The 16,724-nt window shown below is 44.5% G+C and carries 11 protein-coding genes and 1 pseudogene; 3 read left to right on the forward strand and 9 right to left on the reverse strand.

Features of this window, described 5'->3' with window-relative positions:
* Window positions 1-362 (reverse strand): iron-containing alcohol dehydrogenase (locus IQR33_RS33940; RefSeq protein ID WP_228014058.1); only part of this gene is annotated, 362 nt, incomplete at its 3' end.
* Window positions 363-739: 377 nt separating this feature from the next.
* Between IQR33_RS33940 and IQR33_RS21735 the strand changes: the two genes are divergently transcribed.
* Both IQR33_RS21735 and IQR33_RS21740 read left to right on the forward strand, forming a co-directional pair.
* Window positions 740-1,006 (forward strand): GrxA family glutaredoxin, encoded by a 267-nt coding sequence (locus IQR33_RS21735; protein WP_005378026.1) that lies wholly within the window; start codon window positions 740-742, stop codon window positions 1,004-1,006.
* A 175-nt stretch (window positions 1,007-1,181) separates the two neighbouring features.
* Window positions 1,182-2,864: an aspartate:alanine antiporter gene (locus tag IQR33_RS21740; RefSeq protein WP_005378028.1), complete on the forward strand. Its 1,683-nt coding sequence runs from the start codon at window positions 1,182-1,184 to the stop codon at window positions 2,862-2,864.
* A 78-nt stretch (window positions 2,865-2,942) separates the two neighbouring features.
* Here IQR33_RS21740 and fabV read toward each other — a convergent pair whose 3' ends face one another.
* The 8 genes from fabV to IQR33_RS21780 all read right to left on the reverse strand — a co-directional run bounded on the left by fabV (window position 2,943) and on the right by IQR33_RS21780 (window position 15,302).
* Window positions 2,943-4,145: an enoyl-ACP reductase FabV gene (fabV, locus tag IQR33_RS21745; protein WP_005388648.1), complete on the reverse strand. Its 1,203-nt coding sequence runs from the start codon at window positions 4,143-4,145 to the stop codon at window positions 2,943-2,945.
* Between the two features lie 174 nt (window positions 4,146-4,319).
* Complete coding sequence (locus IQR33_RS21750) at window positions 4,320-6,602, reverse strand: acyl-CoA dehydrogenase (protein WP_085569573.1); 2,283 nt, start codon at window positions 6,600-6,602, stop codon at window positions 4,320-4,322.
* 71 nt (window positions 6,603-6,673) lie between these two features.
* Window positions 6,674-7,309, reverse strand: a complete 636-nt coding sequence (locus IQR33_RS21755; RefSeq protein WP_005378033.1) for a TetR/AcrR family transcriptional regulator — start codon at window positions 7,307-7,309, stop codon at window positions 6,674-6,676.
* Window positions 7,310-8,026: 717 nt separating this feature from the next.
* Entirely contained in the window at window positions 8,027-9,178 is a 1,152-nt protein-coding gene (gene nhaA, locus IQR33_RS21760; protein ID WP_005378034.1) for a Na+/H+ antiporter NhaA, read from the reverse strand.
* A 330-nt stretch (window positions 9,179-9,508) separates the two neighbouring features.
* A complete protein-coding gene (locus IQR33_RS21765; RefSeq protein WP_104979010.1) occupies window positions 9,509-10,633 on the reverse strand; it encodes a lipocalin-like domain-containing protein in 1,125 nt (374 codons plus the stop codon).
* Window positions 10,633-13,086, reverse strand: a complete 2,454-nt coding sequence (locus tag IQR33_RS21770) for an ABC transporter permease (RefSeq protein WP_005378038.1) — start codon at window positions 13,084-13,086, stop codon at window positions 10,633-10,635. The genes IQR33_RS21765 and IQR33_RS21770 overlap by 1 nt, the downstream gene beginning before the upstream one ends.
* The gene (locus IQR33_RS21775; RefSeq protein ID WP_005378040.1) at window positions 13,067-13,738 is read right to left on the reverse strand and encodes an ABC transporter ATP-binding protein; all 672 of its coding nucleotides are present in this window, start codon (window positions 13,736-13,738) and stop codon (window positions 13,067-13,069) included. Before IQR33_RS21775 ends, IQR33_RS21770 begins: the two co-directional genes overlap by 20 nt.
* Window positions 13,739-13,925: 187 nt before the next feature.
* Window positions 13,926-15,302, reverse strand: coding sequence for an MATE family efflux transporter (locus IQR33_RS21780; protein ID WP_005378048.1), 1,377 nt, complete (start codon window positions 15,300-15,302; stop codon window positions 13,926-13,928).
* A 130-nt stretch (window positions 15,303-15,432) separates the two neighbouring features.
* On the opposite strand from IQR33_RS21780, the pseudogene IQR33_RS21785 reads away from it, so the two are divergent.
* Window positions 15,433-16,724, forward strand: a pseudogene (locus IQR33_RS21785) (NAD(P)H-binding protein); the annotation flags it as partial.

Consider the following 16,724-nt stretch of genomic DNA (forward strand, 5'->3'; position numbering starts at 1 on the left):
ACGCTTCTTCCTACCACTTCTACGTAATCGTAAACATTGCCTTGATTGGGAATAATGGCAGCTAAGGCTTTGCCCATATCGATGACGCTGCCACCACCTATCGCAACCACCATATCAGGTTGGAATTTTCTACCGAGCACTGCGGTCTCTTCTACCATCGTGATGTATGGTTCACCAACGATAGCTACGTGCTGGTAACGCATATTTTGAGCTTTAAGATATTGGATAATGGGGGCGGCTCGTTGGGTATCCTGCCCAGTAACCAGCAAAACACTGTAGCCAAATTGGTTAATAACGGACAATGAAGATTGAAGTGCACCTTCACCAAATATAATCCTTGTTGCAGTCATAAACTGAAACATACACACCCTCCCAAAAGAATATACCCAAATAACCTCTCGCCCTCTGATTTAACACTTATGTAAGAGTTGAAGTTATTTGCGTATAGCCAAAATAGATTGCTATTTTTTTAAACAAAAAAAATTGACCAATTCCACCTTGCCATCATTAACCCTTTAGAATGTATGTTTTTTATGCGTCACTTCACATACTTCAGAGCCGTAAAATAAGCACGCGCGTTTAGTTTTTATTCGATAGATTTCACCTATAGAACCAAGAGGTAATTGCCGCTTTATTTCCGTATCTGGATCGGGCATAGTTACTCCAACAAAAGAAAGCGCACTCAGCCGCTATGTTTTGTACGCTTTCAAAAAAGAATAGATTTAGGAGAAATAAGATTATGTTCGTTGTTATCTTTGGTCGCCCTGCATGTCCTTTCTGTGTTCGTGCAAAAGAGCACGCAGAAACGCTAAAAGCAAAACGTGATGACTTCAACTACCGTTACGTTGATATTCACGCTGAGGGTATTTCTAAAGCAGATCTTGAGAAAACAGTTGGTAAACCAGTTGAAACCGTTCCTCAGATCTTTATCGACCAAGAGCACATCGGTGGCTGCGACGAATTCGAAGCATACGCGAAAGAGCACCTAGGTCTATTTGACGAGTAATAAAGACTGTTTTCAAAAAAGCCGCTTCATGCGGCTTTTTTATTATTTTTCAGCTGGTTATTACGTTAAGTCAACTAATGGTAAAACCTAAAAAAATTCACTTATCTTTTTGCTATATTTAGTTACAATTCACAGTTCTTAATCTTTTTTGGCACACACTCTACCGAGCCACACAGTGAACATAGACGTCGTATACCTTCTTGAGCAAAACCCTATCCTTCTAATCTTCGTCGTATTAGCCATTGGCCTTGCCATCGGAAAAATTCGATTTGGCAAATTACAATTAGGCAACTCTATTGGCGTTCTTATTACCTCTTTGGTAATGGGCCACCTTGGTTTCTCATTTAATGCAGAAGCTTTAACCATTGGCTTTATGCTGTTTATCTACTGCGTTGGCATTGAAGCTGGACCAAACTTTTTTGGTATATTCTTCAGAGATGGTAAGCATTATTTTATTTTAAGCATGACTGTTCTCGTGTCTGCGGTCAGCTTAACGTATGGTTTGAGTCACTATTTCGGCCTCGATTTTGGCTTATCCGCCGGTATGATGGCAGGCGCATTGACCGCAACGCCAGTACTGGTTGGTGCACAAGATGCTCTTAACTCTGGCCTTGCGACTATACCGCGGAATATGGAATTTTCTCTGGTATTAGAAAATCTATCCGTAGGCTACGCGATGGCTTATCTGGTCGGCTTAATTAGCATGATCATGTTTGCTAAATTGTTGCCAAAACTGCAAAAACAAAACCTTTCTGATTCCGCGCAGCAAATCGCACAAGAGCGTGGCCTTGGAAATTCAAGCCAGAGAAAAGTGTATTTACCCATTATTCGAGCTTACCGAGTGGGCCCAGAGCTAATTGACTGGACTGATGGTAAAAACTTGCGAGAACTGGGTATTTATCGTCAAACTGGCTGTTACATTGAACGAATCCGTCGCAATGGTATTCTCGCCCACCCAGATGGTGATGCTATCTTGCAAGAGGGAGATGAAATTGCACTGGTTGGCTTCCCTGACAGCCATGCTCGCTTAGACCCTAGCTTCCGTAATGGTAAAGAAGTATTCGACCGTAACTTGCTTGATTTGCGCATCGTTGAAGAAGAAATCGTCGTAAAAAGTGACGCTATCGCTGGTAAGCGTTTATCGGATTTGAATTTGTCTGAGTTTGGCTGTTTCTTAAACCGCGTAGTTCGCGCTCAGATTGAAATGCCTATGGACTTAGACATTGTGCTCGCTAAAGGGGACGTCCTTCAAGTGAGCGGCGAGAAAAGCCGAGTACATGGACTGGCGGAAAAAATCGGTTTCATCTCGATCCACAGTCAAATGGCCGATTTGCTCGCTTTTTGTAGCTTCTTTATTTTGGGTATTCTGTTTGGCCTCATCACAATGACGTTCGGTCAGGTGTCTTTCAGTTTGGGTAATGCGGTGGGTCTTCTGTTGTCCGGTATTACGCTTGGTTTCTTACGAGCAAATCACCCTACTTTCGGTTATGTCCCACAAGGGGCGCTGAATATGGTCAAAGATCTAGGGTTAATGTTCTTTATGGTGGGAATTGGTCTAAGTGCAGGTGGAAAGATGTTCGAGCACCTAACGCAAGTAGGACCAAAAGTCATTGGTTTGGCATTTATTGTCAGTGTTGTGCCTGTAGTTCTGGCTTACTTAGTTGGCGCACACGTACTCAAGATGAACCGTGCTCTGCTCTTCGGTGCCATTATTGGCGCCCGTACTTGCGCTCCAGCTATGGATGTCGTTAACGACTACGCTAAGTCCACCATCCCTGCCCTTGGTTATGCGGGTACCTATGCGATTGCGAATATTTTAATGACGCTAGCTGGTACGATTCTGATAATACTAAGTTAATACTCACTTTGACTATGAAATACAAAAAGGCGCTCAATGAGCGCCTTTTGTTTATTGGTTATCTAGTCTGTGATTCGATTAGATTTGAATGAAGTCTGCTTCAACTGCTGGATTCACATCCGCTTCGTAATCTACGCCTTCAACGCCGAAACCAAATAGTTTCAAGAACTCTTCTTTGTACTCAACGTAGTCAGTCAGCTCTTTTAGGTTCTCAGTCGTAATTTGAGGCCATAGCTCACGACAGTGCTGCTGAATGTCGTCACGAAGTTCCCAGTCATCCAGACGTAGGCGGTTCATCTCATCAACTTCTGCCGCGCTACCGTCTTCTTTGTATAGACGTTGGCTGAACATACGGTAGATTTGTTCCATACAGCCTTCGTGTACACCTTCTTCGCGCATTTTCTTGAATACCATTGCGATGTACAGTGGCATAACAGGAATTGCAGAACTCGCCTGAGTTACAACAGATTTAAGTACCGCAACATTGGCACTACCACCTGTTGCTGCTAACTTGTCGTTTAGCGCTTTCGCTGCACGGTCTAGGTCCATTTTTGCTTTACCTAGTGCACCATCCCAATAAATTGGCCAAGTTAGCTCAGTACCAATGTAGCTGTACGCGACGGTCTTACAACCTTCAGCAAGAACACCAGCATCAGACAACGCATTGATCCAAAGTTCCCAATCTTCACCGCCCATTACAGTGACAGTGTCTTTGATTTCTTCTTCTGTTGCAGGCTCAACGCTAGCTTCGATGATCACATCTTTGTTGGTATCAACAGCCGTTGATGTGTAAGTTTCACCGATAGGTTTAAGAGATGAACGAACTAATTCACCAGTTTCTGGCATTTTACGTACTGGAGATGCCAGTGAGTAAACCACCATATCGATTTGACCTAAGTCTTCTTTGATCAGCTCGATAGTTTTCTGTTTCGCTTCATTTGAGAAAGCGTCGCCGTTTAAGCTTTTTGCGTACAGACCTTCTTCACGCGCTAGCTTTTCAAAAGCAGCGGCATTGTAAAAACCTGCTGTACCTGGCTTCTTCTCAGTACCTTCTTTTTCGAAGAAAACACCGATAGTTGATGCACCGCCACCAAATGCCGCAGCGATACGAGAAGATAGACCGTAGCCACTTGATGCACCAACAACAAGAACACGCTTAGGTGCGTTTTTGATTGGACCTTGCGCTTTGGTGTACGCAATTTGTTCTTTTACGTTAGCTTCACAACCAACAGGGTGCGTTGTAGTACAGATAAATCCACGAATTCTAGGTTTGATGATCATATTCAACTTCCTTTAAAAAACCTTGTTAGGATAAAAGTTTCGTTGGGATTTCGCATCTAATTTCTGTAAAAATGCTCTTAAAAGGCAAGTGGTTGGAGCACTATCCCACCATCCACTCCCCAAGAATACAAAAAAGCACCTCATTGAGGTGCTTTTCTTAACATTAGTTGTCTATTATGCCGCCGGATTCAACTGCGACTTTTTTGGGCTATGAGTTCGCACTTCAGAAAAGTCATGACTAAAGTGGTCAACTTGAATCGCCTTGTAGCGCAATTTATCTGCAGCCATGATTTGATCAATTTCTTGTTCAGTTAACACGCCTGCTTCAAATGCTTGCTGCAAACGATCATGTAGCAGACCTTTACGAGCCACTTTACCATCCTTCGCAGCCTTCATAAGTTTACGCTCCAAAGGTTTAATGTCGTACATTGCAAGGAATGCATTCTCCATTAAGCCTACGCTGTCATCCTCTGATTTTCCGATGTAGCACAGATGCGTGAGGCGATCACGTTGCGCGCCTGGCGTCATCATCGCTTCAGCCAAATTCACACACAGCTCATCACTTGGCTTATTGAAATGATTACCAAGCGGGAACAATAGCCCCTTAAGCACACCGCCAACGTATTTCACAGGGAAGTTGGTGTAAGCCTCATTTAATGACTTAGAAGCGTTATACAAACAGTGTTGAACAGCGTAATGAACGAAGTCTAGATCGCCTTGTTGACGGCCTTCATCTTCATACTTTTTCAAGGCAGCAGATGCCATGTATAGATAGCTTAATCCATCACCCAAACGTGCGGAGATCATTTCTTTACGCTTCAAGTCTCCACCTAAGGTTAACATCGCAAAGTCTGCACTTACTGCAAGTGCACGACTGAGACGAGTAATGTCTTTGTAGTATTGCTGCGTTGGGCCACTCATGTGCGCGTTAACAAATCGAGAACCAGTTAGTGCTGCACCAAATGCACCGAATGTATTACCGAGCGCGTGCTTGATGTGTTTAAAGATCAAGTTGTCAAATTCTTTCGCACCTTGTTCAGAATCTGGATTCGCCGCTGCTTCCATTTCTTTTAGAACATATGGGTGACATCGAGTCGCACCTTGACCAAAAATCATCAGGTTACGAGTCAGAATATTCGCGCCTTCAACGGTGATAGCAACCGGGATACCAAGGTAATGTTTAGCAAGATAGTTCATTGGGCCATCTTGAATCGCACGACCCGCATGGATATCAAACGAATCATTTAGAATGGTACGCGCGATTTCCGTCATGTGGTACTTGGCAATCGCGGTTACAATCCCAGGTTTTTCTTTCATATCGAGAGAAGTCGTCGTTAGCGTACGCGTCGCTTCTAGTAGGTAAGTAAGACCACCAATGCGCCCCATTGCTTCTGCAACACCTTCAAACTTACCGATCGACATTCCAAACTGTTTACGCACGTAAGCATAAGCACCTGTTGTACGTGTAGTAAGGTGACCAATCGCTGTGCCAAGCGCTGGAAGAGATATACCACGACCAGCAGAAAGACACTCAACCAGCATACGCCAACCTTTACCTGCGTAATCAGCGCCACCGATCAACCAGTCCATAGGGATGAAGACATCTTCACCACGAGTTGGGCCATTCATGAACGCAGACCCCAGAGGATCATGGCGCTCGCCTATCTCGACACCTTCATGGTCAGCGGGAATCAACGCACATGTAATGCCAACCTCTTTCTTGTCTCCAAGTAGCCCTTCAGGATCTTGCAGTTTAAATGCTAACCCGAGCACTGTCGCAACTGGCGCAAGCGTGATGTAGCGTTTATTCCAACTAACTCGCACGCCAAGCACTTCTTTGCCTTCATGGGTGCCGTAACAAACCACGCCTTGATCAGGTATGCCACCTGCATCAGAACCCGCTTCAGGGCCAGTTAGGGCGAAACAAGGGATGTCTGTACCATCAGCTAAACGAGGCAACCAGTAATCTTTTTGCTCTTGCGTACCATAGTGCGATAGCAGCTCACCAGGGCCAAGAGAGTTCGGTACCATTACCGATACCGCGGTACTGATACTTCGAGTCGCAATACGAGAAACAATGGTTGAGTTCGCCAAAGCGGAAAATTCACGACCACCATATGCTTTCGAGATGATCAAAGAGAAAAATCGCTCTTTACGTAGGTACTCCCATACTTCAGGCGGTAAATCCCTGTCTTCTTTGACAATCTTCTGGTCATCAAGCATTTCTAGCAGGGTTTCAAGCTCATTATCCATAAATGACTGCTCTTCTGCCGTCAGTGTAGGCGTTGGATAATGATGCAATGTTGTGAAGTTTGGCTTGCCTGAGAATAGTTCGGCATCCCACCATACACTACCCGCTTCCATCGCCTCTTTCTCGGTGCTAGACAGAGGTGGCAATACTTTTTTGAACACTTTAAAAGCCGGGTCACTAATCCATTTTCTTCGTAGAGAGCTCATAGTTCAGATCCTTTTGTTCACGTAACCGCTCGGGGTATAATCTTATTATTGGTTTAACTTTCTTATTTGTCTTATGCCAACTGCTTTGCTGACATTCCTGCTGACAAATATGGAATCAGTAAATCGACGACAGATTTCACATCGACTTCCTTTTCAAACTTACTTTCTGCCAGCTCCGAAAGAGCTTGGCTTGAAGCCATCGTAAATACACAGGTTCCTAACGTGAAGTGCAGTCGCCAAAACAACTGTTCTTCACATAGTTCCGGGTTCGCCTTCATTATCGAGAAAGTGAAAAGGTTCAGTACCTCTTCGTATCTGGTGGTAATGAACCAGCGTAGATGACCTTGAACGTCTGTATAACCGCGGCCAATTAACAACATAAATAGCGCAGTACCATTTGGGCGTACATCATTTAATGTACGTAAAGGTAATCGCAATGACTCAAAGACATCGTCCATGTTGTAGCTATCGCGCGTGTTTAGCTCAATTAATGAAGTCTTAATGCTCGGCATTAGTGCTTCTAAATACCTATCTAAAACCGCTCTAACCAGCGTTTTTTTATCGCCAAAGTGATAGTTTACCGATGCTAAGTTAACGTTAGCTTTACCTGTTATCGTTCTTAGCGAAGTATCATTAAAGCCATGTTCAGCAAAGAGTCCTTCTGCGACATCGAGTATTTTTTCTTTTGTTGATGTTCTCGGGGCCATTTTAATCACTCGTATTAAACAACTGTTTGAAAATATACTCCCGAAACTTAAGATTAACAAATGATTAACATCACACTTTAACCAATTGGTCTGACCAGGCAGTAAAAGGTGTGATCTAATCTTTTGAAATTCAATCGAATACTCCAGTGAAGCTTGTCAGAAGAAAACGATCAAATTTCTCAGACCATCGCAATTGAAACGCTAACAATAGCCTTGACGGCTCGGAGTAAGCGACGAGAGTATGAAATACATCTTCGGTTCTAGGGGATATAAAATGAGAAACACCGAAGTTAGTCACTTCACCAAGTTGGTAATCCATCTCGATTTTTCTATTACTTTCGGGTGTGTAAGAAGCTAGAAAGCATTAAGTAGAAATTTTTTGAAAAAAAATGGAACTGTTTGGAAAAGGCTCGGTCTGAATATACGTAACAGTTAGGGCATTTGAAGTTTCACTGGCCGTCAAACTTGTTTCCATCTAATTGTTACGTTGCTGCTTTTTTCTTATTAACTCCTATGTTTGTATCCGCCCAGTCAAATTTTCGGCTGGGCTTTTTTTCGCCTATAGATTTACCAAGCGCCTCTTTCGATGATTTGCCCCAACTCCATAAGCTAGACCTTAGTTGGTCACAAAAGTAACCACCCTGAAGTGGTTGATGTGCCGATCTGCAGACATAAAAAAGCCTCCCGAATGGGAGGCTTTACTAAACAGTGTGTATCTTACGCTTGCGCTTTCTTAGGCAAAGAAAAGTGCAGTAACGCGTAGCCAAGTAACGCGGCTGTCGTCGAGCCCATTAAGATGCCTAGTCGAGCATAGGTATCAAACTCAGGGCTTACATTTCCAAACGCTAAAGAGGAAATGAATATAGACATTGTAAAACCGATACCACACAACACAGAGACCGCAAAGATATGCTTGAAGTTAATGCCTTCCGGTAACTTAGCTACACCCATTTTCACAGCTGCCCAACTAAAGGTGAAGATACCTAGAGGCTTACCAACCAGTAGCCCCAAAGCAATACCTAATGGCAGCATTGAAGTTAGGCCTGACATCGATACGCCTTCTAGCGAAATCCCCGCATTTGCAAATGCGAATAGAGGTAAGATACCAAATGCCACGTATGGATGAAGTGCGTGCTCCATGTGCTTAAGTGGGGAATGTTCGCCCTGTTTACCCTTAAGAGGAATAGCAAAGCCGATCACTACGCCTGCAAGTGTTGCGTGAACACCAGATTTAAGTACCGCAAACCATAAGATCGCGCCGACTATCATGTATGGCGTCAGTTTCGTTACTTCCTTCGCATTCAACATGAACAGGACACCAGTCATGATGAAGCCAACAAGCAGCGCCATGCTAGAAAGATCACCTGTGTAAAACAGTGCAATAATAACAACCACGCCTAAATCGTCGATGATAGCGAGAGCTAACAAAAACACTTTAAGGCTTACTGGTACGCGCTTACCTAGTAGCGCCATGATACCTAGAGCAAATGCAATATCCGTCGCAGCTGGAATGGCCCAGCCAGAAACCGCCTCTGGGTCGTTAGCATTAAACGCAACGTAAATAAGAGCAGGGGCTAACATACCACCAACCGCTGCAATCGCAGGGAAAATTGCGGTTTCTTTTGATTTTAGCGCTCCTTCAAGTAGCTCTCGCTTCACTTCAAGGCCAATAAGTAAGAAGAAAACAGCCATTAGGCCGTCATTAATCCAGTGAGAAACTGACATACCGAATACATAAGTATGCAGTACAGATTGATAAGTTTCGCCCAGCGGTGAGTTAGCAATGGTCATCGCAATTGCCGCTGCAATTACGAGAAGAATACCACCTGCTGATTCCATTTTGAAAAAGTCACGAATGACATCGTTCATGGTTTCGTCCTTATATTTATTATCTTAATAAACGATTAACAAAGAGTGATAAGAGTGTATAGCTGTCGAAAACTTTAGAATAATCGCTTCTTCAGAGTATAAACTTCGGTTTTTTCGATGTTAAGTTTACTATACATCGTATTTTCCAACATGACACTCAATTTTGATCGGAGATCGTATTTGTTTTTGTCGCACCAAATATTTATCAAGATGATGAGAAAATCAGCATAACACGGCTTGTACCATCATGATAACCCCGTACTTTTGAGAAAAAGCTAGGAAGCTTCGCGCACTAAAAAACCACCCGTAGGGGGTGGTTTTCTTCACAACTCAATAGCCTGTCAGCTGCATAAAGCCCCAAGCCTCATTGGAGCCGGAGGCTAAAGTAGGCCCTTCCCAGTAAGGTATTACAAAGGGTAGCCACATATCTGACTTGATAATGCGGGTAGTCAAATTAACTTGATGCTTCGGAATATTGATAATCCACTGCAAAGGTAACCTTCTTCCATTGGATAAACTGGTCACTTGCATTGGTTTAATACTGATATCATCGTCTGAGAGGTTGATGACTTTACCTGAGCGTGTCGACAACGTGCCAAACACGTGCGGTGTTTGCCCATGGTGACGATAACGGCTAACAGTTAATGCTCGACCATCATCTAAATTGAAAACAAACCAATCCCAGCCTTGTTGCCCCTCACCAATTAAGCCGCTGCCCCACTCTTTTTGCGCCCAAGCAGAACCCGTCACTGAGAATCGCTTACCATTTAAGCTTAAGCTACCTTTTACTTTTAAAAATGGAGCACTGAAGCTGAAAGAAGCAACAGATTGCAACGCATGTTTAACTTGGAAACCTTTGTCTCCATTCACGACAAAGGGGCCGTTTGTCATGGTATTGAGCTCAAGTCCAAACGTATCAGTATTCACATTCAAGTTGCCCGGGAAAGGCGTCGCACCGAGTGATCGCCAAGTCCAATTATCAATCCATAACCTGAAAGGACGATTGATCATACCAGCTTGGCCTATCCCACCTCTAGCTACCCGTTGCTCTTTCCATACATGCGAGCCATGACTGACGACAACATGTGAAATGTACAATTGAGGGTTCTGCCAACCGCTGGTTTCTCGCTCGTCCGTCGCAACCCTAAAATAGCTCCATTGAACATTGTAGATCTTGCCTTGCTCATCTTTTAGTTTCGCAAAGTAGTGCCACCATTCATGCTGATACTCGGGATGAAAGCGAAAGTCTGAGGGTAAAGAGACATGCTCATTAGGTAGTACAGGCTCGAAAATCGTTTGATTTTCACGCGTTAAGATAGAATCAAGTTCGCTTTCTCGTGTTGCTGTCGCCTCTAACCAAAAAGTTGAGTAAAAAGCAGCCCCAGTCAGAAAAGCGAACGTAACAACAATGAGCGTTGAAACCAACAAGCGTTTTTTAGAGCCCATTTTTTTCATTACAACGCGTCCCTTAATGACTTCATCGGTGTACTTTTGATCATTCTAATAACTGGCAATGCGCCAGCAACCATGATGGCAAGCATCGCCCAAGCAATGGTTTGAGCATACTCCCATGGAATCGTTTGAAGCTCTAGAGACCAGCCAAATGATTGCTTAATGATAATATCAACGATCAAATGTGCGAGCGCCAAGCCGAGCGGCACTGCAATAATCGCAGAAATGGCTCCGAAGACGAATAGCTGCAAACCACCTAATACGACAAGTTCTTTTCCGGACACACCCATGCACCTTAATAAGGAAAAATGCCGCTGCCGTGAAAGTTCTCCTGCCAACGTCGCAAAGAATAAACCAAACACTGCAATAATCAGCGTGATATTGCCCAAGGTTCCTGCTATCGCAAAGGTATGATCAAACACTCTCATTGCTTGGCTATAAATATTACCGTTATCAAACACACGATCTTGCGGGAGACGGAATACATTCTCTAAGCGATTTTTCAGCCCTTCTCCATTGACGTTATCTTTTAATACTACGCCAAGACCAACATTACCCGTACCTGCAAATGCATACAGCCAATTCCGGTGCGACATCATCACCTGGTTATATGGGTTTCCATAATCGTAGTAAACGCCTACGACTTGCCAGTCACCACCAAGCGGTTCTTGCAAGTTAATGAAATCGCCAGGGCGGATATCCAGCTTCAAGGCCATCGACTCACTGACCATTAAGCTCTTGGTAGCGTGCAGTTGATACCAGTAATTTGGGACACCTAACTTGACGGTAAGTGAGTCTAACTCACCTTCAGAAGAGCCCGTACTCACAACTTGCAGAGCACCATGCTCGGTCGGCATATCTTTTTCCCAGCGCCACCAAACCGAGTTCACCTCTGGCTGATTCTGGAGCCATGCGCTCATCCTAGCGGCTGAATTGTTGGTCGGATAGATGTACACATCAGCGGCTAATCGCTGATTTAGCCACTTATCGGTTGTATCTCGAAAGCTTCCGACCATTGTTTCTACACCAATGTTTGCCGCCAGCGCTAACATAAACGCCATCGTAGCCACACCGCGATAGCTCATGCTGGCTGCTGCATCAGCAAAAAACCAACGGACACGAACCCATCGCATGGTATAAGAAAAACTTTGGAACATATGCCACATAATAAATGGCATAAACAACGCCACACTAACCAACATCAGCGCAATAATAGCAAAGCCGGTTTCTTGTGTTTTCGGCGCCTGATATACCGCTATTGCAGCGACACAAAACGCACATGCCGCAAGCGCCTGCCAAGAGAACTCTCTTCCAGCAAATCGCATTAGCGACAGTCGAGAAGAAAGGCGGATTGGTTGTGACTTCAGCAAACGGATTAATGGCCACAGACACGATATCAACGCACCCATCGCTGCCATGATTAGACTGTATAAGCTAGATTGCCATGACCATCCTATGGTTAAGCCTACGTTGGCATCATACAAATCACTCAGGCTCGAAGACACTGCTGGGATAAGTTCATTTGCTAAGATCAAGCCAAAAAAGTTACCACACGCCCACGCAATAAAGACGAGCAAAGACAACTCTAGTAATAAAGCTTGCGCTAACTGTGTTCCGTTAACACCAGTCTGTCTCAAAATACCGACCAAACGTTGTCGCTGGATGAAAGACAGAGACATCGCTTGATAAAAAATAAACAACCCGACCAAAAACGACAACATTCCCATCGCGGTGAGATTCATATGGAATGCGTTAGTTAGCGACTCAAGCTCAGTACGCGTATTCCTAACGAGCGTCATTCCGTTTGGCAACATGTTTTTCAGTGCTATCAGCTTTTCCTCTGGCATTTCGCCACAAGAAATCGCAGACAAACCTGAGCTCCGCTTGAGCATACGCAACAACGATATATCAGTAACCAACCGAGTACCCGAAAGCATCTTGTCCTTATCTACTTGAATAGGCCCGAGACGGCTTCCGTCATTCATCTCAATGAAGTCCCCATCCTGCCAACTCATGTAAGCGGCTAAATCTTGACTAACGAGAATAGGATAAGGAGGCTTCATTAGTGATAAAACCGGCATCTCACCCAGCGATTTTCCTTGTTGTAGTGGGATCATCGCGACAGGATCTATCCCCACCAACATCAGGCTCATATCGGTCTTGGCATCTAGATGAAGCACATCAAACGGTGCACATTGGTTAAACCCAGCTCGACGTAACTGAATATAAAAACCTTGAGGAATTTTATTGGCAGAGTGCTTCGTTCGGATTCGGTATGGCAAAGGATTGGAGAAAAGCTTTTCCCCAGTAGCATAACTTTGTTTTGCATGCTGGTTGATAGAAGTAACACCAACAAGGAGGGACACGCCTAAAGTTAATCCCAGCCAGACAAGAATAATTTGTAGAGGGTAACGACGGTAATGACCGAGTAGTGCCTTAACTACGGGCCATAACATGTAGCTGCCCTCCTTGAAGTCGAATCTTTCCTTCCATATGGGCGGCCACTTTTTCACTGTGCGTCACTAACAGCAAAGTACACTCCAGTTGGCGAGCGAGACTCGTTAATAAGCGCATTACTGCTTCTGCGTTTCGCTCATCTAGACTACCAGTTGGCTCATCAGCAAGCAGGATTTTGGGTTCCATATAGAGTGCACGAGCAATCGCCGCACGTTGTTGCTGACCACCAGACGCCTCTTCCGGATAACGTCCTAGCAATGGCATTAAGTCCAAAGCAGAAAGAATTTGACGCCACAACTCTTTATCTTCCGGCAGACCTTTTAACTGACGACAAAAACGAATATTGTCGGCAATATTAAGTGTAGGAAGCAGGTTGAATTGTTGGAAGATATTCCCAATATTGTTGCGGCGATAAAGGGTTCTTAAATGCTCCGGTGCTTCATGCATAGCAAAATTTGGAAACTGCACTTCACCAGAGTCAGCAGTATCTAATCCGGCGATTAAATTCAGCAGAGTACTTTTGCCCGAACCACTTTCTCCCATCAGAGCAACTTGGTCGCCTTGCTGCAATGTTAATTCTGCCCCTTGTAATACAGGGTGAAACTCTCCCCCGTCTACATAGCCTTTACATAGGTCTGACAGTTTTAACATTGATTATGCCGCTCGGATGGTGTTTAAAAATTGGGATCAGAATCTACACTAAAATCCTGTTAGTAGAAAGTATTTTGAATGCTTGATCACACTATGGAAGTACAAATGCAACTCGATTCACTTTCTGTTGCTAATTTTGTTGACGTTTTGAGCAGATTTTTGCAGCCAAAATAAACTCTGTTCCTCCTTACTGGCCAATCAGGTTTTTCATCCATTTTCGGCTAACCATTCTTGGCAAGCAAATCGCCCACTTCACAACTTCTTCCGTCAAAAAGAGTAAGTAAACCCATTGTGGGTCCCAATTGAGATAAATCGCTGCAAATGCTGCGAGTGGAATCCCGATCACCCACTGCGCCAAGATGTCTTGATACAAACAAAACTTAACATCACCGCCCGCACGTAATACACCAACAATAGCCATCATCGGCACCGAGCGTAGCACGACACCCAACGCAAGAATCACCATAAACTGTTCAGCTAGCTCGCGAGTGTCCGTTGTCAGTGCACTAAACGCATTAAGGATCCATTGATTTGACACTATCAACAAGACGGCGACCACAAATGCGATAAGCACATTCAAAATGACCGTAGCCCATGCTTGATAATAAACGGGTTCAAAATTACGAGCGCCGAGCTGGTTCCCGACTAGAACTGCAGCCGCATTCGATAAACCAATCATCATCGCCAATGCGATCGACTCAACAGGTGTCATTACGGAAAGCGCCGCCAAACCTTGCACGCCTGCTTGCCCCATGATGGCGTGATAAGCAAACAGCCCACCAGCCCACGCCAAGAAGTTAAATGTGGTTGGCAAAGAGAGGCTCAAGAAACGCGTAATTTTATCTAAGACCAATCCTGCGCGTATATCATCCCAACCAAATGCGATTATGTGTTTTTTCAACCATAGATAACCAAACAGGCAACCTACTTCGATCGCGCCACTGATTACCGTTGCGATCGCTGCTCCCGTAATACCCAGAGCAGGAAAGCCTAATTGACCAAAAATTAAAACCCAGTTAAGAAACACATTAGATAAAATGCCTATACCACTAAAAAAAGTGCTTAAGCCTGGTTGGTGCATCGCCCTTAGGCCCACCGACATACTGGCCACACATGCAACAGCAAACATGCTAACCGACGAAATAATGAGATAGCTGGCCCCTAGCTCAATCACTTCTTGTGAATCGGTAGTCAAACTCATGATGGGCTGTGGAAAAACAACAAACAAAGCAACAGCAATCGCAGCAAACATCATTGCGATCATCCATGTTAAAGCGGTACTGCGACGCACCCCAACTTTATCGCCAGCCCCCCAATATTGAGCGGTTAACAATGCACCACCCGTTGTCACCCCAACTAACATAATGGTGGTGACGAAAGTCGCGCGCGCAGCAACTCCAACTGCGGCAATTTCTGCTTCACCAAGTTGACCAAGCATAAGAACATCGACGAGGCTTCGGCTTGAAAACATCATGCTTTGCAGTGTAATTGGTAACGCGATTGCAAATAAACGACGTAAGAATGCTTTATCTGCGTGTATTGAGAGTTGAGAAAGAAAAGTCACAAGCGCTCCAACGACAACTTATTGATAGAATGGGGAAAGTGTCTCATGATTATACTCTGTGGTGTTTATTCCACCAACGATAAAAGGACAGATAATGAAAAAGGTGTTGGTGCTAGGCGCCTCGGGTTACATTGGCTCTCAACTTCTTCCGTTACTTTTAGATAAAGGTTACGCCGTCACAGCAGCGGCGCGACATATTGATTATTTAGAGTCAAGAACTCAGCCTCACCCTAATTTAACGTTAAGGTATCTCGACTTGGCTGACGCAGAGACCACGAAGGCTGTAGTGAACGATTTTGATTTAGTATTTTTTCTCGTGCACGGGATGGCTCAAGGTGATGACTTTGTTGAGTACGAACTAAACCTTGCTTTGAACTTCAAATATGCGTTGGAACAAAGCTCCGTCGAGCATGTTATCTATTTGAGTGCCATTCAACCTCAAACCGGAAACTCTCGCCATTTAGCCGCTCGTAAAGCCACGGGAAAAATAATTCGACAGTCTGGTATTCCAGTAACTGAATTGCGTGCTGGCGTTATCATCGGCCCCGGCTCTGCCGCTTTCGAAATCATGCGTGACTTTGTCTACAACTTACCTATTTTGATCGCGCCTAAATGGGTCGACTCAAAAGCGAACCCTATTGCCTTGCCCAATCTCAACCACTATTTATTGAAGTTAGCAGAAGCCCCCTCTCCAGAAGAAAGTCACATTTATGAAGTTGGTGGGCCAGATACACTTAGCTACCGCGAACAGTTCAAAGTCATTTGCCGAATCACGAACAAGCCGTATCGGCTGTGGTCGACCCCGCTACTTACTCCGAAAATGGCATCGTACTGGCTAGGTTTAGTTACCTCAGTGCCAACTAGTATCGGTAAAGCATTACTTGCGGGCTTAGAGCACGACTACATTGCAGACTCCAAAGCGATTGAAGAACGATTTCCTCAAACGCTGATCAGCTACGAGCAAGCGGTAACTGATACCATTCAAGATGAAGGCACATTTGTACGCAGTAATGTCTGGGGGTTTGAACCCGCAGCGCTTCGTCGATGGCAACCAGGATATGGCTATTACCCAAAACAAGCTGGAGCGAGCATTAAAACTCATGCCTCCGCTGCGGCATTATGGAAAGTGGCGCAAAAGATCGGGAGTCGCGAAAAAGGCTATTACTTTGCCAACATCTTGTGGCGTACACGTGAATGGCTCGATATCTTTTTTGGTGGCGGAAAACCGATTCGCGTTTCTCCTCCTGGACCAGAGCTTAAAGTCGGTGATTTTATTGACTCTTGGAAAGTGATTCGCTGCGATAATAATCAGTTTCTTTCACTGTTTTTTGGTATGAAAGGCCCAGGCCTTGGGCGTTTAGAAATTACCATCAAAGATCTCGGTGACGAACGAGAATTGGATATTACCGCCTGGTGGCACCC

The organism is Vibrio sp. OPT46, from assembly GCF_015163535.1.
In the GTDB taxonomy this organism is placed as follows: Bacteria; Pseudomonadota; Gammaproteobacteria; order Enterobacterales; family Vibrionaceae; genus Vibrio; species Vibrio alginolyticus.

Bases quoted from the DNA above. Each gene is read 5' to 3' on its own strand.
- IQR33_RS21735 (WP_005378026.1), top strand. From the start codon at position 740: ATGTTCGTTGTTATCTTTGGTCGCCCTGCATGTCCTTTCTGTGTTCGT.
- fabV (WP_005388648.1), bottom strand. From the start codon at position 4,145: ATGATCATCAAACCTAGAATTCGTGGATTTATCTGTACTACAACGCAC.
- IQR33_RS21750 (WP_085569573.1), bottom strand. From the start codon at position 6,602: ATGAGCTCTCTACGAAGAAAATGGATTAGTGACCCGGCTTTTAAAGTG.
- IQR33_RS21755 (WP_005378033.1), bottom strand. From the start codon at position 7,309: ATGGCCCCGAGAACATCAACAAAAGAAAAAATACTCGATGTCGCAGAA.
- nhaA (WP_005378034.1), bottom strand. From the start codon at position 9,178: ATGAACGATGTCATTCGTGACTTTTTCAAAATGGAATCAGCAGGTGGT.
- IQR33_RS21765 (WP_104979010.1), bottom strand. From the start codon at position 10,633: ATGAAAAAAATGGGCTCTAAAAAACGCTTGTTGGTTTCAACGCTCATT.
- IQR33_RS21770 (WP_005378038.1), bottom strand. From the start codon at position 13,086: ATGTTATGGCCCGTAGTTAAGGCACTACTCGGTCATTACCGTCGTTAC.
- IQR33_RS21775 (WP_005378040.1), bottom strand. From the start codon at position 13,738: ATGTTAAAACTGTCAGACCTATGTAAAGGCTATGTAGACGGGGGAGAG.